The organism is Mycobacteroides saopaulense, from assembly GCF_001456355.1.
Lineage (GTDB): Bacteria > Actinomycetota > Actinomycetes > Mycobacteriales > Mycobacteriaceae > Mycobacterium > Mycobacterium saopaulense.
In genome coordinates this window covers 991,345-1,015,694 of the sequence record NZ_CP010271.1, presented here as the reverse complement: position 1 = coordinate 1,015,694, position 24,350 = coordinate 991,345, and the positions used below count along the sequence as shown (strand labels likewise).

General features: G+C 65.1%; 28 protein-coding genes and 1 tRNA gene. 16 read left to right on the top strand and 13 right to left on the bottom strand.

Annotated elements, in window-relative coordinates; all coding sequences use genetic code 11:
• The first annotated feature begins 39 nt into the window (after positions 1 to 39).
• Entirely contained in the window at positions 40 to 1,386 is a 1,347-nt protein-coding gene (gene lysA, locus MYCSP_RS05110; RefSeq protein WP_083014728.1) for a diaminopimelate decarboxylase, read from the top strand.
• Here lysA and MYCSP_RS05105 read toward each other — a convergent pair.
• Entirely contained in the window at positions 1,383 to 1,628 is a 246-nt protein-coding gene (locus MYCSP_RS05105) for a hypothetical protein (RefSeq protein WP_234795585.1), read from the bottom strand. The two genes, lysA and MYCSP_RS05105, sit on opposite strands and share 4 nt — an antisense overlap.
• Between MYCSP_RS05105 and MYCSP_RS23580 the strand changes: the two genes are divergently transcribed.
• Complete coding sequence (locus tag MYCSP_RS23580) at positions 1,579 to 1,707, top strand: hypothetical protein (RefSeq protein WP_268873126.1); 129 nt, start codon at positions 1,579 to 1,581, stop codon at positions 1,705 to 1,707. The genes MYCSP_RS05105 and MYCSP_RS23580 overlap by 50 nt on opposite strands.
• 20 nt (positions 1,708 to 1,727) lie before the next feature.
• Here the strand turns inward: MYCSP_RS23580 and MYCSP_RS05100 are convergent, their stop codons facing one another.
• From MYCSP_RS05100 to MYCSP_RS05075, 6 genes are all read right to left on the bottom strand, one after another.
• Entirely contained in the window at positions 1,728 to 2,027 is a 300-nt protein-coding gene (locus MYCSP_RS05100) for a hypothetical protein (protein WP_083014523.1), read from the bottom strand.
• A 62-nt stretch (positions 2,028 to 2,089) separates the two neighbouring features.
• On the bottom strand, positions 2,090 to 2,344 hold the full coding sequence (locus MYCSP_RS05095; RefSeq protein ID WP_083014520.1) for a hypothetical protein: 255 nt from the start codon (positions 2,342 to 2,344) through the stop codon (positions 2,090 to 2,092).
• A gap of 131 nt (positions 2,345 to 2,475) precedes the next feature.
• Positions 2,476 to 2,715: a hypothetical protein gene (locus tag MYCSP_RS05090; RefSeq protein ID WP_070912854.1), complete on the bottom strand. Its 240-nt coding sequence runs from the start codon at positions 2,713 to 2,715 to the stop codon at positions 2,476 to 2,478.
• A gap of 103 nt (positions 2,716 to 2,818) precedes the next feature.
• Positions 2,819 to 3,118, bottom strand: coding sequence for a hypothetical protein (locus tag MYCSP_RS05085; RefSeq protein WP_083014518.1), 300 nt, complete (start codon positions 3,116 to 3,118; stop codon positions 2,819 to 2,821).
• A 93-nt stretch (positions 3,119 to 3,211) separates the two neighbouring features.
• Positions 3,212 to 3,445 carry a hypothetical protein gene (locus MYCSP_RS05080; RefSeq protein ID WP_083014515.1) on the bottom strand — a complete coding sequence of 78 codons (234 nt, stop codon included), beginning with the start codon at positions 3,443 to 3,445 and terminating at the stop codon, positions 3,212 to 3,214.
• Between the two features lie 73 nt (positions 3,446 to 3,518).
• Positions 3,519 to 4,112, bottom strand: a complete 594-nt coding sequence (locus MYCSP_RS05075; RefSeq protein ID WP_005059143.1) for a TetR/AcrR family transcriptional regulator — start codon at positions 4,110 to 4,112, stop codon at positions 3,519 to 3,521.
• Positions 4,113 to 4,262: 150 nt separating this feature from the next.
• Between MYCSP_RS05075 and MYCSP_RS05070 the strand changes: the two genes are divergently transcribed.
• From MYCSP_RS05070 to MYCSP_RS05055, 4 genes are all read left to right on the top strand, one after another.
• Positions 4,263 to 4,334, top strand: a tRNA-Gln gene (locus MYCSP_RS05070).
• Positions 4,335 to 4,414: 80 nt separating this feature from the next.
• A complete protein-coding gene (gene glmU, locus MYCSP_RS05065) occupies positions 4,415 to 5,854 on the top strand; it encodes a bifunctional UDP-N-acetylglucosamine diphosphorylase/glucosamine-1-phosphate N-acetyltransferase GlmU (RefSeq protein WP_070912857.1) in 1,440 nt (479 codons plus the stop codon).
• 183 nt (positions 5,855 to 6,037) lie between these two features.
• Positions 6,038 to 7,024 carry a ribose-phosphate diphosphokinase gene (locus tag MYCSP_RS05060; RefSeq protein WP_005059141.1) on the top strand — a complete coding sequence of 329 codons (987 nt, stop codon included), beginning with the start codon at positions 6,038 to 6,040 and terminating at the stop codon, positions 7,022 to 7,024.
• Positions 7,017 to 7,670: an LpqN/LpqT family lipoprotein gene (locus tag MYCSP_RS05055; protein WP_088413317.1), complete on the top strand. Its 654-nt coding sequence runs from the start codon at positions 7,017 to 7,019 to the stop codon at positions 7,668 to 7,670. Before MYCSP_RS05060 ends, MYCSP_RS05055 begins: the two co-directional genes overlap by 8 nt.
• A 31-nt stretch (positions 7,671 to 7,701) precedes the next feature.
• Here the strand turns inward: MYCSP_RS05055 and MYCSP_RS05050 are convergent, their stop codons facing one another.
• Both MYCSP_RS05050 and MYCSP_RS05045 read right to left on the bottom strand, forming a co-directional pair.
• The gene (locus tag MYCSP_RS05050; protein ID WP_088413316.1) at positions 7,702 to 8,091 is read right to left on the bottom strand and encodes a YybH family protein; all 390 of its coding nucleotides are present in this window, start codon (positions 8,089 to 8,091) and stop codon (positions 7,702 to 7,704) included.
• A gap of 10 nt (positions 8,092 to 8,101) precedes the next feature.
• Positions 8,102 to 8,977 (bottom strand): NmrA family NAD(P)-binding protein, encoded by an 876-nt coding sequence (locus MYCSP_RS05045; protein WP_088413315.1) that lies wholly within the window; start codon positions 8,975 to 8,977, stop codon positions 8,102 to 8,104.
• Positions 8,978 to 9,120: 143 nt separating this feature from the next.
• On the opposite strand from MYCSP_RS05045, the gene MYCSP_RS05040 reads away from it, so the two are divergent.
• Positions 9,121 to 9,486, top strand: a complete 366-nt coding sequence (locus MYCSP_RS05040) for a winged helix-turn-helix transcriptional regulator (RefSeq protein WP_083014725.1) — start codon at positions 9,121 to 9,123, stop codon at positions 9,484 to 9,486.
• 7 nt (positions 9,487 to 9,493) lie between these two features.
• Here the strand turns inward: MYCSP_RS05040 and MYCSP_RS05035 are convergent, their stop codons facing one another.
• Positions 9,494 to 10,144, bottom strand: a complete 651-nt coding sequence (locus MYCSP_RS05035; protein WP_083014505.1) for a metalloregulator ArsR/SmtB family transcription factor — start codon at positions 10,142 to 10,144, stop codon at positions 9,494 to 9,496.
• Between the two features lie 162 nt (positions 10,145 to 10,306).
• Between MYCSP_RS05035 and MYCSP_RS05030 the strand changes: the two genes are divergently transcribed.
• The 6 genes from MYCSP_RS05030 (at position 10,307) to MYCSP_RS05005 (ending at position 16,149) form a co-directional block, all read left to right on the top strand.
• Positions 10,307 to 11,476, top strand: a complete 1,170-nt coding sequence (locus tag MYCSP_RS05030) for an NAD(P)/FAD-dependent oxidoreductase (RefSeq protein WP_088413314.1) — start codon at positions 10,307 to 10,309, stop codon at positions 11,474 to 11,476.
• Positions 11,452 to 12,786, top strand: coding sequence for an MFS transporter (locus tag MYCSP_RS05025; protein WP_235629523.1), 1,335 nt, complete (start codon positions 11,452 to 11,454; stop codon positions 12,784 to 12,786). Before MYCSP_RS05030 ends, MYCSP_RS05025 begins: the two co-directional genes overlap by 25 nt.
• Before the next feature lie 10 nt (positions 12,787 to 12,796).
• Positions 12,797 to 13,681: an oxidoreductase gene (locus tag MYCSP_RS05020; RefSeq protein WP_088413313.1), complete on the top strand. Its 885-nt coding sequence runs from the start codon at positions 12,797 to 12,799 to the stop codon at positions 13,679 to 13,681.
• Between the two features lie 165 nt (positions 13,682 to 13,846).
• The gene (locus tag MYCSP_RS05015) at positions 13,847 to 14,494 is read left to right on the top strand and encodes a 50S ribosomal protein L25/general stress protein Ctc (RefSeq protein WP_083014720.1); all 648 of its coding nucleotides are present in this window, start codon (positions 13,847 to 13,849) and stop codon (positions 14,492 to 14,494) included.
• 34 nt (positions 14,495 to 14,528) lie between these two features.
• Positions 14,529 to 15,095, top strand: a complete 567-nt coding sequence (gene pth, locus MYCSP_RS05010; RefSeq protein WP_083014716.1) for an aminoacyl-tRNA hydrolase — start codon at positions 14,529 to 14,531, stop codon at positions 15,093 to 15,095.
• 31 nt (positions 15,096 to 15,126) lie between these two features.
• On the top strand, positions 15,127 to 16,149 hold the full coding sequence (locus tag MYCSP_RS05005; RefSeq protein ID WP_088413312.1) for a beta-ketoacyl-ACP synthase III: 1,023 nt from the start codon (positions 15,127 to 15,129) through the stop codon (positions 16,147 to 16,149).
• A 125-nt stretch (positions 16,150 to 16,274) separates the two neighbouring features.
• Here MYCSP_RS05005 and MYCSP_RS05000 read toward each other — a convergent pair whose 3' ends face one another.
• Complete coding sequence (locus tag MYCSP_RS05000; protein WP_070912863.1) at positions 16,275 to 17,924, bottom strand: fatty acyl-AMP ligase; 1,650 nt, start codon at positions 17,922 to 17,924, stop codon at positions 16,275 to 16,277.
• A gap of 232 nt (positions 17,925 to 18,156) precedes the next feature.
• Positions 18,157 to 19,101, bottom strand: coding sequence for a 4-(cytidine 5'-diphospho)-2-C-methyl-D-erythritol kinase (locus MYCSP_RS04995; protein WP_083014499.1), 945 nt, complete (start codon positions 19,099 to 19,101; stop codon positions 18,157 to 18,159).
• Positions 19,102 to 19,190: 89 nt separating this feature from the next.
• On the opposite strand from MYCSP_RS04995, the gene MYCSP_RS04990 reads away from it, so the two are divergent.
• On the top strand, positions 19,191 to 20,093 hold the full coding sequence (locus MYCSP_RS04990) for a bifunctional helix-turn-helix transcriptional regulator/GNAT family N-acetyltransferase (RefSeq protein WP_083014497.1): 903 nt from the start codon (positions 19,191 to 19,193) through the stop codon (positions 20,091 to 20,093).
• On the opposite strand, the gene MYCSP_RS04985 is transcribed toward MYCSP_RS04990, so the two are convergent.
• Positions 20,090 to 20,752 (bottom strand): TetR family transcriptional regulator, encoded by a 663-nt coding sequence (locus MYCSP_RS04985; RefSeq protein ID WP_070912865.1) that lies wholly within the window; start codon positions 20,750 to 20,752, stop codon positions 20,090 to 20,092. The genes MYCSP_RS04990 and MYCSP_RS04985 overlap by 4 nt on opposite strands.
• A 220-nt stretch (positions 20,753 to 20,972) precedes the next feature.
• Here MYCSP_RS04985 and MYCSP_RS04980 point away from each other — a divergent pair, with 220 nt between their 5' ends.
• Positions 20,973 to 21,395, top strand: coding sequence for an MmpS family protein (locus MYCSP_RS04980; protein WP_088413311.1), 423 nt, complete (start codon positions 20,973 to 20,975; stop codon positions 21,393 to 21,395).
• Positions 21,392 to 24,340, top strand: a complete 2,949-nt coding sequence (locus tag MYCSP_RS04975; RefSeq protein ID WP_088413310.1) for an MMPL/RND family transporter — start codon at positions 21,392 to 21,394, stop codon at positions 24,338 to 24,340. Before MYCSP_RS04980 ends, MYCSP_RS04975 begins: the two co-directional genes overlap by 4 nt.
• The last annotated feature ends 10 nt before the right edge of the window (positions 24,341 to 24,350 follow it).

Below are 24,350 nucleotides of genomic sequence, written 5' to 3'. Positions count from 1 at the left end.
AAATGCCACGTGCGGTCGCCGCAGGAGCACGGTGGATGCATGACACTTCTGGACCTCCTGCCGTCCTTACACAATGTGGCGCGGCCACGCGTCGACCCGGCCGTATGGCCGGTCACCACACACCTGGACGAGCAGGGCCGGATGTGCGTCGGAGAGACAGTGCTCTCGGAAATCGCGGACCAATTCCGCACTCCCGCCTATGTGCTTGACGAGGCGGACTTTCGCCACCGCGCCCGTCACTACCGCAGCACCCTGCGCGAGATCGAGGTGGCTTATGCCAGCAAGGCACTGCTGACGGCTGATGTCGCGCGCTGGGTGGCGCAGGAAGGCCTGTCCCTGGATGTCTGCTCCTCGGGCGAGCTGGCCACGGCACTCGCGGGTGGGTTCGATCCGGAACGAATCATCATGCACGGCAACGCCAAGACCCCCGACGAGCTGAGCGACGCCGCTGCGGTCGGCGTGGGCCGGATCGTGGTGGATTCCACTACCGAGATCATGTTCCTGGCGACTCGGCTCAAGAAACGTCAGCGTGTGCTGGTGCGCGTGACCCCCGATATCGACATCCACGGACACTCCGCGGTGACGACGGGTGTCACGGACCAGAAGTTCGGATTTCCACTGCACGGTGAGCACGCCTCCGACGCCGTCCGCCGCGTGCTGGACCAGCCGCTGCTGAACTTGGTGGGCCTGCACTGCCACATCGGCTCGCAGGTGACCGATTGTGCGCTCTACGGCGAGACCATCCGCCGGATGATCGCCGCGATGGCCGATATCCGGGCCAAGCACGGCGTGATCCTCGGCGAGCTCAACATCGGCGGCGGTCACGGCGTTCCCTACCGTTCGGGTGACCCCGAGCTCGACCTGGCCGAGCTGGCCGATTTCATCGACGATGCCCTGGACGCCGCCTGCGCGGCCGAGCGCTTCCCGCGTCCGCGCGTCGTGGTGGAGCCCGGCCGTGCCATTTCCGCACGCGCCGGGGTGACGCTCTATCGCGTGGTGTCGGTCAAGACCCAGCCCGGCGGGCGCACCTTCGTGGCCGTCGACGGCGGCATGAGCGACAACCCCCGCGTATCTCTCTACGACGCGAAATACAGTGTCGCGCTGGCGAACCGACACACCTCGGCCCCGCCTCAACTGGTGACGGTGGCCGGACGACACTGCGAATCCGGCGACGAGATCGCCCGGGACGTGAACCTGCCCTCGGATGTACGCCCGGGCGATGTGCTGGCCGTTGCGTGCACTGGCGCCTACAACCACAGCATGGCCTCGTCCTACAACCTGGTGGGACGTCCCCCGGTACTCGCGGTGCGCGACGGACGAGTACGCGAACTGGTACGCCGCGAGACGATCGCCGATCTACTCTCGCGGGACTGTGGCGCGCGTTAGGGCCAGTGAACAGTGGGGGCCGGTTTGGTCTGCTCGACCGTCAACGGCGGCGTGGGCTCATGGGCGGGATCAGGCGTCGAATGAATCTCCGCGTTTCCCGGTTTTGAGCACTCCTGCTGACCGGGAGCAGACTCCCGGCAGCTCGGACGACCACTTGTCGACGGCGTCTCGGACGTCGACGGCAAGGAACACGTGGCCGCACCAGGTGTGCACGGATCGGCATTGGACGCACCGATCACCATCGAGCCTCCGATCACGAGGCTCGTCACTGCTACTGACACCGCGGCGCGCGTCAGCGACAACGGCATGACTCCACCGTAGGAGCCGGAACGCACCTACGTCTAGAGCGCGGCACCGCCCTTGGTCGGGGCAACCGTCAAAGGAGGCGCGGGGATGTGGGCGGTGGGTGTCGAGTGAATTTCGGCGTCACCGGGCTCGGTACAGACCTGCTCGCCGGGCTTGGGCTCCCCGCACTTCTCGTGCCCGCCGGCCGGCGGAACGACAGCGGTGGGCAACGCGCAATGCTCGGCACCGGGCGCGCATGGCGGATCCGCGTGCGATACGCCGAGGGCCAACGGCACACCAACCGTGACAGTGGCGGCCACCAGCAGTGCCGCGCGCCGTACCAGCACAAACATCATGCGAAGACGATAAGCCGGTTCGCCGCGAATCACACTGCTTCCCAGCCGATTCACAGCATCGCTCAGGGATGATTACGCGCCTCCCCGGGTGCATTGATCATCTGCCACGGCGGCATGCCGCTCTGCGGAGCCTGCGGAACCACATTCGGATTTGGCCTCGACTGCAATTCCGCGTCCTCATGCACCGGCGCCTGGCACATGGCCGGATCCGAGCACGGTTCTTCTGCTCCGGCCGCCGGCGCCAGCACCGCAGGCATGACGACCAAGGCGGTCGCGGATGCTGCGGCAACTACCCATCGCATCAACGTTGACGTCATGGACAACACCTCGCCTATCAATCAACCCCAGGGTCTGACTGTAGGCGTTTTTCGCATGTCACACAGCTAGTTCACAGCTTTTTCGAACCAACCGGCCAGGGTCGGCTCAGGCGTCTCCCACATCAACAGACTCACAGGTTGTCAGGTCGCACCGGAACGTCCGGCGGCGTCGGCAGGTCGGCCGGATCCGGCCACGAACGCAGCTCCGCATCGCCCGGAGTCACACAGACTTCAGACCCCGTCCGCGGCTCCACACAGTGCCCGTGTCCACCGCGAGCGACGCTCGCCGAATCCGTCGAACCGACACCGGCGGGAGCCACCGCAAGCAGCCCCGCTACTGCCACCGCCATGGCATGCCGAAGCCCAGGCATGGAACAACACCCCTTAGATGCTTAGATTTCCTAACGAGTCAAAGTTAGACTCGTTAGGATCGGAAAGCAACCATCAGGGGTGGTGTGCCCCGGTGTCTACCGGCTAGCGGCCCATACCGGGGTTACCGAAAACCATCCACGGCGGAGTCTCGGCCTGCGGCACCTGCGGGATGTCCGCCGGGTTCGGCGACGAATGCAGTTCCGCATCCCCCGCACGGGTGCACACCATGTCGTCGGGTCCGCCGTTGCAATCCTCGGGAGCCGGCGGCCCGGCCTGACACATGGCGGGGTCCGCACACTCCGGATCCGCCGCGGCAACCGAGGCCAGCGATACGGGCAAGGCGCCCAACGCGACCGCGGCAGCACCGGCCACGGCCCATCGCACAACTACTGACGTCGTCATGACAAACACCTCACCTCGTGGTCAACCCCAACGACTTAAATTCTAGGTGATCGGCGCATGTCACGCACTGATTCACCCTGCGTGCAGGTTCGATCACGGAATCCAAACACCCGAGCCGGTACCGCCGACGACGAGCCACGGCGATGCCTGCGGAACCTCGGGGATGAACTCCCGGTTGGGTGTGGAATGCAACTCGGCGTTGCCAGGCTTGACACACACCCGCGCGGTGAGCGGGCCGGAGCAATTGTCTGCCGCCGCGGTGGGGGCGACCATCACGCCGAGGGTGAGCGCCACCGCGCCCCCCAGGCCCAGGCGAATCCCCGTCATGACCGACCACCTCCTTCACCAGCCACTCACTGGTTCAACGGTGCGCGGAGCGCAGATGTTCCTGCGCGAGGGGTCATTCCTCGTGTAGCTGCGGATCTGCTTCCAGATGCTTCAAACCGTGCCAACACAGGTTGACGATGTGCGCCGCCACCACTTCCTTCTTCGGTTCACGAGCATCCAGCCACCACTGGGCCGTCATCGACACCTGCCCCACCAGCGCCTGCGCATACAGCGGCGCCATCTCCGCGTCCAGACCGCGACGCTGGAAGTCGCCCGCCAGAATGCTCGACACCTGGCTGACCGCGTCGTTGAGCAGGCTCGAGTAGGTCCCCGAGCTGACACCCGGCGGTGAGTCCCGGATGAGGATCCGGAAGCCGTCGGTGCGGTCCTCGATGTAGCTCAGCAGAGCCAGCGCCACCTGTTCGAGCCGCACCCGTGAGCGGTAACTCGTCAACGACGAGGTGATGCCGTCCAGCAGCACCGACATCTCACGGTCGACCACAACCGCGTACAGCCCCTCCTTACCGCCGAAATGTTCGTACACCACAGGCTTGGACACCCCGGCGCGTTGCGCGATCTCCTCGATGGAGGTGGCCTCATATCCACGCTCGGCGAACAAAGACCGCGCTACGTCGATCAGCTGGCGGCGCCGTTCAGAGCCAGCCATCCGGACGCGGGGAGTCCGCCCGGAGCCATCCGGCCTACTAGGTACCGCCATGTGCCATCACTCTTTCGTGGGACGAGCCTCGCGTCAGCCTGCCGAGTCGCTCGGGTAAGCCTCGCCCGGTGGTCGACTACAGTCTTCATTCTGTAACAGTCCGTCGTGGTGTAATCGGCAGCACCTCTGATTTTGGTTCAGATAGTTCAGGTTCGAGTCCTGGCGACGGAGCAGCGAGTGAGGCTTGACCGAGCGAGCCGACGACCGAGGCTCGTCCGAGTGACCCTCGGTCGGAGCAGTAAGGAACAGCAATGCCAGACAGCACTGCAGTAATCGTGCTGGCCGCGGGTGCCGGCACCCGCATGTGTTCGGACATCCCCAAGGTGCTGCATACCCTCGGCGGCCGCTCCATGCTGGCGCACTCGGTGTACGCAGCGGCCAGCGTCAATCCCGAACATCTGGTGATCGTGCTGGGACACGACCGCGAACGCATCGCCACCGCGGTCGACATCCTCGCCGAGTCACTCGGCCGGAAGATCGACATCGCCGTCCAGGAACAGCAACTCGGCACCGGGCACGCGGTGGCCTGCGGACTACAGGCCCTGCCGGCAGACTTCGCCGGCACCGTGATCGTCACCTCCGGTGATATCCCGTTGCTCGACGGCGACACCCTGGCCGGACTGATCGGCAGCCATAAGAGCGAGCCCGCCGCCGCCACGCTGTTGACCACCACGCTGGCCGATCCCACCGGTTATGGACGCATCCTGCGCACCCAGGACCGTGAGGTGATCGCGATCGTCGAGCAGACCGATGCCACCGACAGCCAGCGTGCCATCGGCGAGGTCAACGCCGGCGTCTACGCCTTTGACATCGCGCCGTTGCACGCAGCACTGTCTCGGCTGCGCTCGGACAACGCACAACACGAGCTCTACCTCACCGACGCCGTCTCGATCATCCGCGAGAGCGGAAAAGTCGTGCACGCCAACCATGTTGACGACAGCGCTCTGGTGGCGGGCGTCAACGACCGCGTGCAGCTCTCCGAGCTCGGCGCCGAGCTGAATCGCCGGATCATCCGCCACCACCAGCGCAACGGGGTCACCATCATCGACCCGTCCAGCACCTGGATCGACGTGGACGTTCGAATCGGTCAGGACGCCACCATCGCGCCCGGCACCCAGCTGCACTCGGCCACCACGATCGGCGGCCACTGCCACATCGGCCCGGACACCACCCTGATCGACGTCACCGTCGGGGACTCGGCCACGGTCATCCGCACCCACGGCCAGGGCTCCACCATCGGCGCACGGTCGGTCATCGGACCGTTCACCTACCTGCGGCCGGGCACGGTGACCGGCGAGAGCGCCAAGCTGGGCGCGTTCGTGGAGGTCAAGAACTCCACGGTGGGGCGGGGCACCAAGGTGCCGCATCTGACCTACGTGGGCGATGCCGACATCGGTGAACACAGCAACATCGGAGCCTCCAGCGTGTTCGTCAACTACGACGGAGAGACCAAGCGGCGCACCGTGATCGGCTCCCACGTGAAGACCGGCTCGGACACCATGTTCGTAGCGCCGGTGACCGTGGGCGACGGCGCGTACACCGGTGCCGGGACAGTCATCCGCGAGGACGTGCCGCCGGGCGCGCTGGCGGTGTCCGCCGGTCCGCAACGCAACATCGAGGGCTGGGTGGCACAGAAGCGTCCGGGCAGCGACGCGGCCAAGGCCGCCGAGGAAGCCGCGAAGAACTCCTGATCACCGGCGGTGAACGTGGCTGCTCGCCCTCGGTAAGAGCCGGGTTTGGACATCTGGCGTTCAAATTCCGGCAACCCGCTCCCGGTCACCGGGGAAAGGTCCGTACCATTACCCCGACGGGTCGGTACCCGACTCCGTCCTCCTGAAGCCCGAAATTATCAACCCAAGAGGACTAGCTGCGCCGTGAGCACCGACTGGACGGACAACCGCAAAAATCTGATGCTGTTCTCGGGGCGCGCGCACCCGGAGCTGGCCGAACAGGTCGCCAAGGAGCTCGACGTCCAGGTGACTGCGCAGACCGCCCGCGATTTCGCCAATGGCGAGATCTTCGTGCGGTTCGAGGAGTCGGTACGCGGCTGCGACGCGTTCGTCCTGCAGTCGCACCCGGCGCCGCTGAACACCTGGCTGATGGAACAGCTGATCATGATCGATGCCCTCAAGCGCGGCAGCGCCAAGCGCATCACCGCGATCCTGCCCTTCTACCCGTACGCCCGCCAGGACAAGAAGCACCGCGGCCGCGAGCCGATCTCGGCCCGCCTGGTGGCCGATCTGTACAAGACCGCCGGCGCCGACCGCATCGTCACCGTCGACCTGCACACTGATCAGATTCAGGGCTTCTTCGACGGACCCGTGGACCACATGCGCGCCCAGTCGCTGCTGTGCGGCTACATCGCCGAGCACTACGTGAGCAATGGCGAAGACGTGGTTGTGGTGTCCCCCGATTCCGGGCGCGTGCGCGTCGCCGAGAAATGGGCCGACTCCCTCGGCGGTGTACCGCTGGCCTTCATCCACAAGACCCGCGACCCGCGAGTTCCCAACCAGGTCAAGGCCAATCGCGTCGTTGGTGACGTGACCGGCAAGACGTGCGTCATCACCGACGACATGATCGACACCGGTGGCACCATCGCCGGGGCGGTCGGGCTGCTGCACGAGGCCGGCGCCAAGGACGTGGTGATCGCCGCCACCCACGGCGTGCTGTCCGACCCCGCCGCCGAGCGTCTGGCCAACTGTGGAGCCCGCGAGGTGCTGGTCACCAACACGCTGCCCATCGGCGAGGAGAAGCGCTTCCCCCAGCTGACAGTGCTCTCGATCGCACCGCTGCTGGCCAGCACCATCCGCGAAGTCTTCGAGAACGGTTCGGTGACAGGACTTTTCGACGGGAATGCGTAGCGCCGCGCTGGTCGCCGGGTGCCTGGTGGCGCTCGCGACGGCCGGATGCGATTCGAAACAAGCCCAACCACAAGCCATTTCATCGAACAGCTCGACATCGAGCAGCTCGCCGGCACCAACTGCCGCCAAGCCGATATCGATGAACGAGTATCTGCAGGGCCTGGGTGTCAAGGTCACCCCGGTATCACCGGATAACCCGGCGAACGTGCGCATCGGGATACCTCTGCCCGAAGGCTGGGAGAACCTGGGCGCGCTCGATCCGGCCTACCTGATAGCCGATAAGCCGAGCGGCGCCGATCAGGGACGAACACCGAGCGCGGTGGTGTACCTCATCAAGCTGGAGGGCACCTTGGACGCGCGCAAGGCGATCACCGAACACGGCTTCACCGACGCCCAGAACACCCCGAACTTTCGGAAGATCGCCTCATCCCTCGACGATTTCCAGGGGTATCCGTCGGCCGCGATCGAGGGCACCTATGACAACCAGAACGTGCGGGTGCACGCATGGAACCGCGATGTCATCGTCCCGGACGGGCCGCTGCACTACCTGGCGCAGCTCACGGTGACGACCACCGAGACGCAGGCCGCGGCCCTGGCAGGCGATGTCGCCGCCCTCACCGGCGGCCTGAAGATCACCAAGCGATAGTCACCGCGGGCGTGGCTTTCGACAGTAAGCCCTACGCGGTGCCGAACGGGTTGTCGATCAAATAGCGCCAGCGCCCATCTGATCCGCGCTGGATGACGTCGGCGCCGGTACCGGACAGAGATACATACTCGCCGTTGGCTTCTCCTTCGACCTTCCAGTCGACGATGACAAGTGCTATCCCGTTGCTTTCGTAGACGTGCCGGATGCGTTCTTGGATGGGTAGGCCGAGGTTCATGAATTCCTGCATGGCGGCCCGCAGCGGACCCGGTCCCTTGAGCACGTAGCCGGGCTCTGGGATAAAGATGGTGTCCTCGCTGTTGAATTTGTCGGTGTTGGCCGGATCGAGCGTGTTGAATGCCGATGCCCACGCGGCCGGGTGCCCCTCGGCCGTGGTTGCCGGCCGGTATTCGCTGGTGGTCACTGCCTCTCCTTCAGTTGTTGGTCAGGTGGCTCTGTGCCCAGGCCTGGGGGTCGCGAGGGTAGATGCCAAGGCGGTGGCCAGCGTCTTTCTCGGCGGGGATTTCGTGGCTGTCTTGTGTGGCTAGCTGGGTGTACATCTGGTCGAGCATCTGCGCCAGGGCCTCACCGAAGAGCGGCAGGTTGCGGGCGCCCCACTCCGCCGGAGAGATTTCCCGGTAGGTGATTTCGCGCCCCAGTGCCCGGCCAACGCTGATGGCCAGGCCCCGTCCCGTGATCCCGGGCAGATGACCGACGTGTACCTCACCTTCGTAGCGACTTTCGGTCAGCAGGTGCGCCGCGACCGCGGCCACGTCCTCGTGCGATACCCAGGACACCTTGAAGTCGGGTGCGAAGGGGTATTCGAGTGAGTTCTTCTCCCCCAGGGGACCTTGAACGGCCGGCAGCAGCAGGTTTTCCAGGAATATCTTGCTGCGGATCACCGCATGCGAAATGCCGAGGCTCTCGGCAACATTGACCAGTTCGGCCAGCGCCGGTTCGGGGCCGTCGGGCGCATATGCCGCCGGGTCCCCCGTAGCAGCACTGTCGGTGATCACAATCCGCCGTACCAAGGTGCCTTCCAGCGCCGCGGCGATGGTGCGGAACTGGCGGGCCCGAGTGGGTCCGTCGCCGAGTGGAACTTGCACGAAAATCGCATCGGCATCGGCGTACACCTTGCGAACCGAGTCGACATCGGAAAGATCCACCGCCTGACCCGAGCCGCCCATCGTGGCCTCACGCGCCAAACCGACAGGGCGATAGCCGAGCTGCTCAAGCTTGGCTACCACTGGCCCGCCCTGGGCACCGGAGGTGCCATGCACCTTGATCACTGGGGTGTTGTTGAATGTCATGACCCAATAGTGCATTAAATGCACCGATTACATCAACTGCACCAATGGCGCCGGGCCGACCATCCTGCATATGGCGTTGCCACAGCACAGAGACGATGATTCAAAATGTGAATCAAGTACAGAAGACGCACTATCATGCCCTCATGACCACCGAGCTTCCCGACTGCGGGGTGACCCGATTCCTCGCGGTACTAGACGGCCCATGGGCAACTCTGATCATCAAAGAGCTACTGTCCGGGCCCCGGCGTTTCACGCAGCTGCGCCAGGCACTACCCGGCATAAGCCCGCACACCCTTTCCTCCCGGCTCCGGCGGTTCGAGGAACACGAATTACTCACCCGCACGGTCTATGCCGAGATCCCCCCACGCGTCGAATACGAACTCACCGCCGCAGGCCAACGACTACGACCGGTCTTCAACGCCATGGACATCTGGGGATGCTCACTATCTCCCCAACTCGCATCTCCCACCCTCCTCGAAGAAGACGGACCAAAGGCGCACACGCGCTGAGCGTCAATCACGAATCCAGATCGCGTTGCCTGGCATTCCATTCGAGCATGCCTTCGGTGAGATAAGCGGCACTGCGTTCACGCAGGGCCAACAGGCGCGCCGCCTCCGGCGCCAACGCGCAATACCTCCCCCTGCAGTACGCGACAATATTCGCGCCGGGCGGCAGATCCCGAAGACTCTCGCTGAGCTCCCCCAGCGGGATGTTGATGGCACCGTCCAAATGCCCCGCCTCGTACTCCTCGCGAGGCCGGACATCGAGCAGGATCACCTCCGCCTTCTGCGTGCGCTCGATCAGCTCGTCCGGACTAATCGCCTCGACGCCTTCACCGAGCAATGAGCGCGCCGCATCGGTCGCCGCGGCGATGTGCTGATTGGCGACGGCCTGCGTCGCCACCAGCAACGCGGCCACCTCCGGACCACTGATCCGATAGAAGACCTTCACACCTTCACGCCGGGCGATCACGAGCCCGGCATGCTTGAGGATCTGCAGATGGCTCGACACCGAGGTGATACCCAACCCGGTCAAACCCGCGATCGCCTCTACGGAGCGTTCCGCCTGCGTCAGCAGCTCCAGGATCTCCAGACGTTTTCCGTTCGCCAAGCCCTTGCCCACATTGGCTACTTGGTCGTGCAGAGAACGGCGAAGCGGGCTGGTCATGAGTATCTTCCAATCATCCTTGGAATATGGTATCAATGGCTACGGCGGTCAGTCGGAGGTTCGCATGAACTTTCTTCTTCGTCCTACACGACCCGCCGCCTGGTCGTCGATAGACCCGCCCGGGCCAACCGGACACTGAGCCACGAGGAGGCGGCCGCCGCCATGCCCAAGACAATCGTCGTGATCGGCGCCGGAATCGGCGGACTGAGTGTCATCGAAAAGCTGCGAGCACTCGACGTGCAGGGACTCGGACATCGCGTGGTCGTCATCGACGAGGCTAATTCCCACACTCAGGGCCTATCGCTGCCCTGGATCATGCGCGGCTGGCGCACACCCGAGAACGTCGCGGTGACGCCATCGCCAAAGGCCCTCGACGGCGTCCTTCGGATAGGTGCCGCGGTCGCGGCCGTGGATCCCGAAAGCCGAGTGGTGATGCTCGATACCGGCGAGAAACTCGGGTATCACGCCCTGGTGGTCGCAGCCGGTGCGCGCAACAATGTCGGGCTGCTGCCTGGCCTGACGGAAGCCTACGAGTCCGGTAGCGCCGTGCATTTCTACGAACCCGCCGCGGCACGGCAGGCGCATCATGCACTGGACTCGTTCACCGAAGGCCGGGTGGTCTTCCTCGTGACGAGCACTCCGTACAGATGTCCGGTCGCTCCCGTCGAGGGTGCCCTCCTTGCCGCGGATCTGTTCTCGGAGGCCGGTATCCGGGAACGAGTTGTCATCGACATGTACACGCCCGAGCCTCATCCATTGGTCTCGGCAGGCCCGGTCGTGGGGGCACAGATGATCGACATGCTGCAAACCGCGGGCGTCGGATTCCACGGAAATCGGGCGCCGACAGCCATACACCCGAACGAGCGGCGAATTCTCTTCGCGGACGGTGTCAGCGAGCCGTTCGATCTCCTGGTATTCGTCCCACCACACGAACCCGCGCTCGCGGTGGGCGATCACCGAGGGTGGATTCCGGCCGACCACGCGACGCTTGCAACGCAATGGCCGGGAGTGTGGGCACTCGGAGACATCGCATCCGTCGCAGCGCCTTCCGGCAAGCTTGTACCCAAGGCCGCCACATTCGCCAAATCACAAGCCGCAGCAGTGGCGTCCCAGATCATCGACCATCTGGGCGGCACACGGACCGATTCTGACCATCAGTTCCAGAGCCGCGGCGAGTGCTTCGTAGAGGTCGGAGCGCACCGTTCCGGTCTGGCGCACATCGACTTCTTCGCCCTCCCGTCCCCCCGACTCGTGATGACCGAGCCTTCTGAAGAGCTCCACGAACGCAAGCAGCGCGAGGAGGCCGAATGGATCGACCGGTGGCGACGCTGACACCTCGCCGCTCGCTCATGACGAGCAGAGGCATGACGGTTCTGCTGCTCTCGCAGCTGATAGGCGGAGCCGGCTTGGCGGCAGGAGTCACCGTGGGCGCCCTGCTTTCCCAAAGTGCTTTCGGAACAGAACTTTTGGCAGGGTTACCCAATGCCGCCGTGACAGCAGGCACCGCCGGTGCCGCGGCGATCGTCGGCAGCCTGTCGCAACGGTGGGGCCGGCGGGCCGGGTTGGCGTTTGGCTACGGTGCCGCGGCCATCGGAAGCCTGGCAGCGATGTTCGCGATAGCCACCTCGAACGCGGTGATCCTTCTCCTGGCCCTGGCCGCGTACGGAGCGGGAAGCGCCGCCACCATGCAGGCCAGATACGCGGGAGCAGATCTCGCCCCTCCCCACCGCCAGGCCTTCGCGATCAGCGTGGTGCTCATGACCACGTCCGCCGGAGTCCTGCTGGGCCCCACGGTGCTTCCCACCGCCGAGGCGATCGCCACCCGCTGGAAGCTGCCCGCCATGACCGGCCCATTTCTGCTGGCGGGCGCGGCCTATCTCGCCGCCTTGATCGTCGTCACCACACTGCCGAAGTTCCCGCGCGCGCAGGCCTTCCAGGCGGGCGAGCCGCCTGCCCCGACGACAGGTCCCGGAGTGTGGTTCGGGGCGGTGACAATCTGCGGCGCCCAGGCACTCATGGTGGCCATGATGACGATGACGCCTGTACATATGCGCCACAACGGGTTCGGGATATCCGCCACCGGACTGGCCATCTCGTTGCATATCGCCTCGATGTACCTACCGGCCCCGCTATCGGGATACCTAGTCGATCGCTTCGGTTCTCGCTCCGTCGGCAGACTCGCGGCACTGGTACTCAGCGCAGCCGCCGGCGCCGCCGCGGTCACACAGGGACACTCGCTGACGGGAACCATCGTCTCGCTGGTCCTGCTGGGGTGGGGCTGGAGTTTGGGCGTCGTCGCGGGCAGCACTGCCGTCACCGATGCCACCACCGACCAGAACCGGCCGCGCACACAGGGACGCGTGGATGCCGCGATGTCGGTGGCCGGCGCCCTGGCAGGGCTGCTGTCCGGGTTCGTCGTCGGCACGGTTGGCTTCAGCTGGCTTGCCATCGGGGCAGGTCTCTTGGCGATCGCGTACTGGGTGGCTGTCATGCGGCCGGTGCCGGTGTGGCGGTCCTTGCTGATCGCCGCCAGTTTCGTCGTCTTCGGCTGCTCGCTGTACGCCGACGCATGGGAGCAACAGGATCCACCCCTGGCACTGGCCGCGCACCCAACCCTGGTGGACGACGCCTCCAGCACCTAGGGTCGCTGTCGTGACCAAGTCCACAGCCAAATGGAGTGCCGCCGAACTCCCGTCGTTTGAGGGCCGCACCGTCGTCGTCACCGGGGCCAACAGCGGGCTCGGCCTGGAGACCGCGCGCGAGCTGGCCCGCGTGGGCGCACACGTGATCATGGCCGTGCGCAACACCGAGAAGGGAAACGCGGCCAAGGCGTCGATCACCGGAAGCGCGGAGGTGCGCCAGGTCGACGTTGCCAACCTCGCTTCGGTGCGAGCCTTCGCCGATACCGTCGAGAGCGCCGACATCCTGGTGAACAACGCGGGCATCATGATGGTGCCGCGGGCCAAGACCGTCGACGGCTTCGAAAGCCAAATCGGCACAAACCATCTCGGCGCCTTCGCGCTCACCAACCTGTTGCTGCCCAAGATCACCGACCGGGTGATCGCGGTGTCGTCCGTCGCGCACCGGGCCGGGAAGATCAACCTGGCGGACCTCAACTACGAACGTCGCGGCTACACCCGCGCGGGCGCGTACGGCGCCTCGAAGCTGGCCAATCTCTTGTTCACCAAGGAGCTGCAGCGCCGCCTGAGCGCGGCCGGATCATCGGTGCGCGCCCTCACCGTCCATCCCGGCGTGGCGGCCACCGAACTGCAATCGCACAGCGGAAACCCGATCTTCGAACTCGCGTTGAAGACCGGCAATCTCTTCGCGCAGGATGCGGCGCACGGTGCCCTGCCGACGCTCTATGCCGCGTCCCAGGATCTGCCGGGCGACACCTACATCGGACCGGACGGCCCATTCGAGGCCAAGGGCTACCCCAAGCCGGTGGGCCGCAGCAGCAGAGCTCAGGACGCCGAGAGCGCCAAGGCGCTCTGGGACCTGTCCGAGCAGCTCACCGGGGTGTCCTTTCCGCTCTGACAGCAGCGCTGATTGGCCTTTCGGGTTCGCGCTCGGCTACTCTGGGCAGGCTGTCACGGCGAGGGTGGGTCTTCCCACCGTTATCGACGGGATCATGGACTTCCTTCCGGAATGCTCGCGATGTCCTCCCTGCGCCGTGTTAACGAGACGCAAGGAGTTGACCAGATGTCCAAGAAGAACGCCCCCACCAGCAACAACCTCGACGTGACCGTCCGCACGGATACCGGCAAGGGCGCCTCGCGCCGCGCCCGTCGCGACGGCCAGGTTCCCGCGGTCCTGTACGGCCACGGCACCACCCCCGAGCACCTGAACCTGCCGGCCCACGATTTCGCGGCCGTGCTGCGTAACTCCGGTACCAACGCGGTGCTGACCCTGAACATCGAGGGACGCGAGCAGCTGGCCCTCACCAAGACCATCGAGATCCACCCGATCCGCCGCAACCTGGTCCACGCTGACCTGCTGGTCGTGCGCAAGGGCGAGAAGGTCACGGTCGAGGTGACCATTCACGTCGAGGGCGACGCCGCCAGCGGCACCCTGGTCACCCAGGACGCCAACACCCTGGAGATCGAGGCCGAGGCGCTGTCGATCCCTGAAAGCCTCACCGTGTCGGTCGAGGGTCTGGAGGCCGGAACTCAGGTGACCGCCGGTTCGATCGAGCTGCCCAAGGGCGTCACCCTGATCTCCGATCCGGACACGCTCGTCGTGAACGTCGTCACCGCGCCGACCGCTGCCGACCTCGAGTCCGAGGGTGGCGGCGACGAAGGTGCCGAGGCTCCCGCCGAGGAAGCCGCCGAGGACTCCACCGAAGAGTAGAGCGGAGTAATCCGTGCTCCTATCCGATGACGCCGTGCTGGTGGTCGGCCTGGGCAACCCGGGACCGACCTACGCCAAGACGCGGCACAATCTCGGATTCATGGTCGCCGATCTGCTGGCGGCCAAGGACGGCGCGACCTTCAAGCCTCACAAGAAGTCCGGCGCCGAGGCGACGACGATTCGCCTCGGCGGCCGGGCCGTGAACCTGGCCAAGCCGCGTACGTTCATGAACACCTCCGGCCCGCAGGTGGCCGCGCTGGCCAAGTTCTTCTCGGTTCCACCGGGGAACGTCATCGTCATGCACGACGAGCTGGATCTGGATTTCGGCACCGTGCGACTCAAGCTCGGCGGCGGCGAAGGCGGCCACAACGGCCTGCGCTCGGTATCGCAGTCGCTGGGCACCAAGGACTACCTGCGGGTTCGCCTGGGCGTCGGGCGCCCGCCAGGACGCAAGGATCCGGCGGCCTTCGTGCTGGAGAATTTTGCCAAGGCGGAGACCGAGCAGGTTCCGCTGCTGTGCGAGCAGGGCGTCGACGCAACAGAGCTCCTGATCCGTCTAGGCCTGGAGGCCGCACAGAATCAGGTGCATGCCTGGGGGTGATGCGCTGGCACCCCGACGCTATGGTCTCTCCATGACCGTGATTGCGGAGACCAGCGGCGCCAACAAGATCGGCCTGCTCAGCCTGGGGGCCTATCGTCCCGAACGCGTCGTCACCAATGAGGAGATCTGCGAACGCATCGAATCCTCGGACGAGTGGATCTACACCCGCACCGGGATCAAGACCCGCAGGTTCGCGGCAGACGACGAATCCGCGCAGACCCTGGCCATCGAGGCCGGGCGCAGGGCCATCGCCAACGCGCTGCTCACCAGCGCAGAGATCGACGCGGTAATCGTTGCCACCAGCACCCATTACCTGCAGACGCCGGCGTCCGGCCCGGCCGTCGCGACCGCGCTGGGCGCTCAGGGCGTCCCGGCATTCGACCTCTCCGCCGGTTGCGCCGGGTTCGGGTACGCGGTGGGCGTGGCCGCCGACATGATCCGTGGCGGCAGCGCCAGCAAGGTGTTGGTAATCGGCTCGGAAAAGCTCTCCCCCGCACTCGACATGACCGACCGCGGCAACTGTTTCATCTTCGGCGACGGGGCCGGCGCGGTTGTCGTCGGCGAGACCGCCGAACAGGGCATCGGACCCACGGTATGGGGCAGCGACGGCAGCCAGGCCAATGCCATTCGTCAGGACATCGACTGGATGGACTTTGCGGCAGCGCCCGACCCGGAAGGCCCGCGCCCCTACCTGCGCATCGAGGGCACCTCCGTGTTCCGTTGGGCCGCTTTCGAAATGGGCAAGGTCGGACAGCGCGCCATGGAGGCCGCGAAGGTGGGCCCCGAGCAGATCGACGTCTTCGTCCCACATCAGGCCAACACCCGCATCAACGAACTTCTGGCCAAGAATCTGCATCTGCGTCCGGATGCGGTGATTGCCAACGACATCGAGCACACCGGTAACACCTCGGCGGCGTCGGTACCGTTGGCCATGGAGACGCTGCTGTCCACCGGAGCGGCCAAGCCGGGCGACACGGCACTACTCATCGGGTATGGCGCCGGACTCAGCTATGCCGCCCAGGTGGTCAAGATGCCGCCTGTGCCGTTCGAGTAATCGGCCGCCGCGCCGCGCTGGGTACTGACCCGGCACCTCGGCGCGCCAATGTAACCACAAGCACACGTTTCTCGCGGATTCGGTGCGTGCGGTTACGTTCGCGGTTCACACCACGATGATGTCGCCTAGATGACGAGGGCCACCGAGGTCGAACGCCGCAGCTTGCCCGACGGCGTCTTCGGGATGCTGCCCGGTCCGAGCACCACCACGTTGCGCGGCCGCACATCGACCTCGGCCACCACCTCGTGCGCAACCTGCTGCTCGATGCGGCGAACCTCGTCGGCGTTCTCGAATGCGTTGGACTCCACCACAACCGCGAAGGTCTCGCGCTGGTTCTTGGGGTCGACTCCGGCCTCCAGGCGCACGGCGACGGCGCAACCCGGCCGCACACCGTCGACGCGACCGGCGGCACGCTCGATATCGGTCGGGTAGATGTTGCGGCCCGCCATGATGATGACGTCCTTGACGCGACCGCAGACCACGACGTGACCCTTCTCGGTCAGGTAGCCGAGGTCACCGGTGTTGTACCAGCCCTGTTCGTCCTGCGCGGCCAGGAAGCCACCCATGGTGACGTACCCGGGTGTCACCGACTCGCCACGCAACTCGATGACACCGACACCGCGCGGCGGCAGCACGTTCAGGTCCTCGTCGACAACCCGCGCCTCGATACCGGGCAACAGCGGGCCGAGCGTGGCCAGGTGGCGCAGGTTTCCGCGGGTGGCGGGAACGGCGCGACGCAGGGCGGCCAGCAGATCGGCGTCGACCTCGTCGACAACCAGACCAGAGGCCTCGACCTCCGAGAAGGACACGGCCAGCGCGGTTTCCGCCATACCGTAAGCGGGCACCATCGCAGAGGCCTGGAACCCGAACGGCTTTCCGGCATCACACAGGTCATGGACCACGGCGGGGTCCACCGGCTCGGCGCCGGAAAGCACGAAGCGCAGCGTCGACAGATCGAAGTCGCCCGGCTTTGCCTGGTTGCGCAGACGCTTGGCGAACAGCGAATAGGCGAAGTTCGGGGCGGCCGTCATGGTGCCCTTGTACTTGTCGATCAGCCTGCCCCACAACAGAACATCGCGCATGAAGTCCATCGGGGTGATCTTCACCAGCTCGGCACCGAAGAACATCGGCACCGTCAGGAAGCCGACCATGCCCATGTCGTGGAACAACGGCAGCCAGCTGACCATCACATCGATGTCGGGCTTGTACTTGGACGCGACGTACATGCCGTGCGCGTTGGCGTACAGGTTGCGGTGAGTGATCTTGACAGCCTTGGGAGAGCCGGTCGAGCCGGACGTGAGCTGCATGAGCGCCACGGAATCCTCGTCCACCTCAAGGGGTTCGATCGCGTCGGCGTCCCACAGGTCCTTGATGTGTACGACGATGACGCCTTTCTCCTCCAGCACCGGAGCGGCAGCGTCGAAGGGGGCGGACACGATGACGGCCTTGGCGCCGATCATGTCGACGACCTTGAGGGTGTCCTCGGCCCACACCGCCAGATCGGTGCGTGGGGTCGGCTGGTGCAGCATCGTCAGCGACGCGCCGCGCATCCACACGGCCTGGATCGCCGGGGCGATCTCGACGGGCATGCCGACCAACATGCCGATCGCATCGTCGGGACCAAGCCCGGCTCCAGCGAGTCCACCGGCGATCTGCTTGGCTCGTTCGTGCACCTGCTTCCAGGTGTGCCGAACGGGAGTATCGGGTTCGCCGGTGACCATGCCCTTGGCGCTGGACAGCGCGTTGGCGTACAGCTCGTCGGTAAACCTGCTCACATTGCCTCCCTCGAGGGCGTGTCACGCAGTCCGCATCGGTCCGTATGAGATGGTCCGCCACTTGTGCCGTGACGCGCGTTAGGCGCGCGCAAGCCTTGTAGCAGCGGATTCATATCGTTCAGGTGACAGTCCGGATGCCTTCTTATGATCCGCTAGCATCTTAGGCTTTTCTTAATCACCGACCAAACCCACTGTGATCAGGCCGTTCGGCGTGTCGCGCCGTTCGGCGTGTCTAGCCGTCGCTGCGTCCCTGGATAACCTGCGCGCCGTGCACGGGCCCACTGGCCACCCGAACCGTCCGACACACACCCGCACCGGCCAGCTCGGCGCTCACCTGTAACGCGTCCTCGGCCGAGGTACATAAAAACGCGCAGGTGGGTCCGGAGCCGGAGACAATTCCCGCGAGGGCGCCTGCGGATTCCCCCGCTCGCAGCGTCCGACGCAGGCCGGGATTCAGACTCACCGCCGCGGCCTGCAGCTCGTTACCCAGCAGTGGCGCCAGCCGGCGCGCATCACCGGCGGCGAGGGCACCCAGTAACTCGTCGGACTCACCGAGCCGGGGCGGATCACCGTTCTCTCGCAGCCGATCGATCTCCCGGAAGACGTCGGGCGTCGACAGACCACCATCGGCGAAGGCGAACACCCAGTGAAAGACGTTGCGCGCCAAGACGGTGGCCAGCTGTTCTCCCCGACCCGTGCCCAGGGCGGTCCCGCCGTGCAGTGCGAACGGGACATCGCTGCCCAACCGGGCAGCCAGGTGGTGCAGATCGCGGCGCGGCACGCCGGCATGCCAGAGCTCGTTCATCGCTACCAGGACGGCGGCCGCGTCGGCGGACCCCCCGGCCATACCGCCGGCGACGGGGATGTCCTTATTGATGAAGATCGAGACGTCGGGCGCGCGTCCGACGTGATCGGCGAAGAGCTCGGCGGCCTGCCAGGCAAGATTGCGTTCGTCGGTGGGCACCGTTCCCTCGCCCTGCCCGACCACGTCGACCGACAACACGTCGGCATCACGCACGGTCACGTCATCGGCCAGGGATACGGCATGGAAAACCGTGGTCAGCTCGTGATAGCCGTCCTCGCGGAGATCACCCACGGCCAGGTACAGGTTGACCTTGCCGGGCGCCCGAACGGTCACCGCGCCGGTGGGCACCCAATCGGAGACGGTCTCGGACACGCCCCTGAGGGTACGTTCTGACGACCCGAATGGTGCTCACCCATCACACAGTGCAGACATCGCGGCTTTCTCTGACTAAAGTCAGGTAAATGACCGATGCCCTGGTCGACGGCCTGCGTAGCTTCAACAGAACCGTCACGCAACGAATAGGAGTCCTCGAGAGCGAATACCTCGCCCGCGACCGCCCGCTCGGACAGTCGCGCGTGCTGTGGGAAATCGGCGCCGAAGGATGCGACATCCGCGAATTGCGGGCCCGTTTGGGCCTGGACTCGGGGTATCTCAGCAGGTTGTTGCGGGCACTGGAAGCTACCGGGCTCATCGAGGTGACCGCCGCCGACAGCGACACCCGCGTGCGCACCGCACGGCTTACCGATACTGGTACCGCCGAACTGGCCGAGCTGGACCGCCGCTCGGACGACCTGGCACATTCGATCCTCGAACCGCTGAGCGCGAACCAACGACGACGGCTCGCCGACGCCATGGCCGAGGTGGAACGGCTCTTCGTGGCCTCGCAGGTGCAGATCGGCGTCATGAACACCCGCTCCCCCGAGGCCCGCTACTGCATTCGCGCGTACTTCGAGGAGATCTCGGCCAGATTCGAGGACGGATTCGATCCGGCGCTCACCCTCCCTGCCGGTGATACCGAACTCTGCGCTCCCGCCGGCCTGTTTCTGGTCGCGACCCTGCACGAGGAGCCCGTCGGCTGCGCCGGGCTGAAGCTGCATCCGAACACCGGCACCGCCGAAATCAAACGTGTGTGGATCTCCCCCCACGTGCGCGGGATGGGACTCGGGAAACGAATTCTCACCGAGCTGGAGCGGCAGGCGAGGGCCCACGGCGCCCACACGATTCGCCTGGACACCAATCGCGCACTCACCGAAGCGATCGCGATGTACCGCTCGGCGGGCTACCAGGAGGTCGCCCCGTTCAACGACGAGAAGTACGCGCACCACTGGTTCCAGAAGCGCCTCGACGCCGGCCCCGAGGCCTAAGGCTTCTTCGCCGCCCCGATGCATGTCGCGGTGAGTAGCCGCGTGAGCGTACTGGCGAAATCGGTGTCCCAATCGTCCGGAATGCCGGGCTCGTCGCCGTAATCGTGTTCGAGACCCTCCGGCGGATGCGCGAACTGCCACAACAGCCCGGCGAGGGCGAAGGCCGACGTGACGATGTCGAGGGCGCCCTTGCGGTCCAATGCCGGTGCCGCGCGTTCTATCGCCTCCACGATCGTCATCGCGGCTTCCTGGTTGACGCGCTGCGCCTCACGAGCGTGATCGATCTCCACTTCGTGTTCCAGATGCAGGTAATGACTGCCCAACAGGTCGCAGAACAACGGTGCCGCGATGAGGGCGCCCGACAGGACCGCACCGACGTCGGCGGGCGACCGATCCTGCGGACCGTCCAACGCGGTGCACACGGACTTCGCCAACGCCGCCATGCCCTCCATCGAGAGCCGCAGCAGCACCTCTTTATGGGAGCTGAAGTAGCGACGCACCGCGGAGTGATGGACGCCCGCACGATTGGCCAAACCGGTGAGAGTGACCGACGCGACACCGGACTCAAGCGCCATCGCACGGGCGGCTTCCACGATCGTTGCCGCACGTTGACGCTTGTTCTCCTCCGAACGAGCGCGACGAAAACTCAGCGATGTCATCTATCTCAAGATAACGCACGGCGTGTGACTTGCGGGCACCCTTACCCACTGGTAGGTTCCCTGTAACGCACACGCTATGCGTTAAGAAATAGATGCTTCATACGTTTTTCGGTCAACAGCTCATCCTGCTGCCCGGTGTGAAGCACCGCTGTCCAGCTAGTCCGCAGCAAGCGACGTGATCTACAGCAACGGGTGAAGGGGTCCTGCGATTTTTGGCGCATTGAAGCGGGCGTGGATCCCGTTGGTGATGGTGCTGGTCCTGGCCATCGCGGGCTTCGCGGTGTGGCGGATCCGCGGCATCTTCGGCTCCCACCAGTTGCCCACCTACGCCGGCAGCATGACCGACGACAAGAACAACTCCAAGCCCAAGCATGTGGTCTACGAGATCTTCGGCCCACCCGGGACCATTGCCGACATCAACTACATCGACAAGGAAGGGGAGCCCCACCAAATCAATGGGGCGACGCTACCGTGGTCGATTGAGATCGTCACGACGGCACCGTCGATGACGGGAAACATCCTGGCGCAAACTCGCAATGCCGACGGGCTGGGTTGCCGCATCACGGCCAATGACGAGAAAAAAGACGAGAGGTATACCAACGAGGTGAGCGCCTACGTCTACTGCTTTGTGAAGTCCGCATGAGCGGGGCGCACGCACACGGGGAACCCACCTTCCTGGCCAAATGGATCCGACGCCTGTCGGTCCCCATCGTCATCGCCTGGGCCGCACTGGTTGTCATCCTCGCGCTCTCTGCACCCCAGTTGGAACAGGTCGGTCAAGAGAACGCCGTTTCACTGAGCCCCTCCGATGCGCCGTCCATGAAGGCCATGAAGAACATGGGGCGGCTCTTCCAGGAGTCCGACTCCAACAGCGTCACCATGATCGTGCTCGAAGGCGACCAACCGCTAGGCCCGGGCTCGCACAAGTTCTACGACGAGATGGTGTCGCAGCTGCGCGCCGACACCAAACACGTTCAGCACGTTCAGGATTTCTGGGGCGATCCGCTTACCGAGTCCGGCGCACAAAGCACCGACGGTAAGGCCACCTACGTCCAGGTGAACCTGTCCGGAGACATGGGCGAGACGCTCGCCAACGAATCGATCGAAGCCGTCCGCAACATCGTCAAGAACCTCACCACGGACGAGCACGGCAACCCGAAGCCCATGCCGGACGGTCTCAAGGTGTATGTCACCGGAGCCGCTGCACTGCAGGCCGATATGGGCCATGCCGGTGACAGCAGCATGATCAAGATCACCGGGCTGACATTCATCGTCATCATCGTGATGCTGCTGTTCTTCTACCGATCGTTCTTCACCGTGCTGATGGTGCTTCTGATGGTCGGCATCCAGCTGGGCGCCGCACGCGGAATGATCTCGGTATTGGGCGACAACCACATCATCGGGCTGTCCACCTTCGCGGTGAATCTACTGGTGGTGCTGGTCATCGCCGCCGGAACCGACTACGCCATCTTCTTGATCGGGCGATATCAGGAAGCCAGAGTCAACGGACTCGATCGCGAGGCCGCGTACTACGAGATGTTCCATGGCACAGCACATGTCATCTTGGGCACCGGGTCGACGATCGCGGGCGCCATGTACTGCCTGAGCTTCACCCGCATGCCGTACTTCCAGACCCTGGGCGTGCCCTGCGCCGTCGCGGTCCTGACCGCCGTGGCCGTCGCACTCACCGTCGGCCCCTCGCTGATCACCATCGGCAGCAAGTTCGGCCTGTTCGAGCCCAAGCGCGCCATGCGCATTCGCACCTGGCGCCGCATCGGTGCCGCCATCACGCGCTGGCCCGGCCCCATCCTGGCGGCCTCGATGGCCATCGCCATCATCGGCCTGGCCGCGCTGCCCGGATACAAGACCAGCTACGACGACAAGAAGTACATCCCCAAGGACATCCCGGCCAATCAGGGCTTCCAGGCCGCCGACCGGCACTTCGATCCCGCCCGGATGAACCCTGAAATGCTGGTGCTGGAGTCCGACCACGACATGCGGAACTCCGCGGACTTCCTGGTGATCGACAAGCTGGCCAAGGCCGTCTACCGCGTGCCGGGAATCGCACGCGTGCAAGCCATTACCCGCCCACAGGGCACCCCGATCGAACACAGCTCCATCCCGTTCCTCATCAGCGCCCAGGGCGTCGGCCAGATTCAGAACCTGAAGCTGATGAAGGACCGCATGGCCGATATGAAGGTCCAGGCCGACCAGATGGGCGTCATGGTCAACACCATGAAGAAGATGCTGGCCAACATGACCGAGCTCACCGGCATCATGCACCAGATGATCGGTGACATGCACACCCTGCAGGGCACTATCCATGACATGCGGGACAGCCTCGAGAATTTCGACGACTGGTTCCGCCCCATCAAGAACTACTTCTATTGGGAGAAGCACTGCTTCGACATCCCGGTGTGTCAGGCCTTCCGGTCGATCTTCGAGGTGCTGGACAAGATCGACGAACTGACCGAGAACATGGACGGCATGATCGTTTCCATGGAGCAGATGGACGTCATCATGCCCAAGATGGTCCAGGACATGCGCGACATGATCCCGCTCATGGAATCCATGCAGAACATGATGCTGACGATGCACAGCACCATGGCCGGCATGTACGACCTGCAGGACGAGACGAGCAAGGACTCGACGGCCATGGGCCGGGCGTTCGACAAGGCCAAGAACGACGACTCCTTCTATCTGCCACCGGAGATCTTCGACAACCCCGATTTCAAGCGCGGCCTCAAGATGTTCCTGTCGCCGGACGGCAAGACCCTGCGCATGATCATCTCGCACCGCGGCGATCCCACGTCGCCCGAAGGACTTTCACATATCGAGCCGATCAAGCAGGCGGCTATCGAGGCGGTCAAGGGCACCCCACTCGAGGACGCCAAGATCGAACTCGGCGGCACCGCAGCGACATTCCATGACATGGCCGACGGCGCTCGCTACGACCTGATGATCGCCGGCATCTCCGCGCTGTGCCTGATCTTCCTGATCATGCTGCTCATCACACGCAGCTTCGTGGCCTCGCTGGTGATCGTCGGTACCGTATTGCTCTCCCTGGGCGCATCATTCGGCTTGTCGGTCATCATCTGGCAGTACATCCTGGGCCAGGAACTGCATTGGATGGTCATGCAAATGGCGATCATCGTGCTGCTGGCGGTTGGCTCCGACTACAACCTGCTACTGGTATCTCGGCTCAAGGAAGAACTACCGGGCGGCCTGAAGACGGGCATGATCCGGGCCATGGGCGGCACCGGCAGCGTGGTGACCTCCGCCGGACTGGTCTTCGCCTTCACCATGATGGCCATGGCCATCAGCGACTTGACCATCATCGGGCAGGTGGGTACCACGATCGGTCTGGGTCTGCTGTTCGACACCCTGGTGGTGCGCTCGTTCATGACACCGGCGATCGCGACCCTGCTGGGCCGCTGGTTCTGGTGGCCGCTGAATGTGCGTACCCGACCGCTGCCGCCACCGCGAACACCGCAGCGGGCGACCACCGCTCCGACTCCCCCGCCGCCGGCCCCGATTGGTGCGGGACCAGATCCGGTGACGACGGAGTTTCCCAGGCCCACGTATTAAGCCCAGCCGC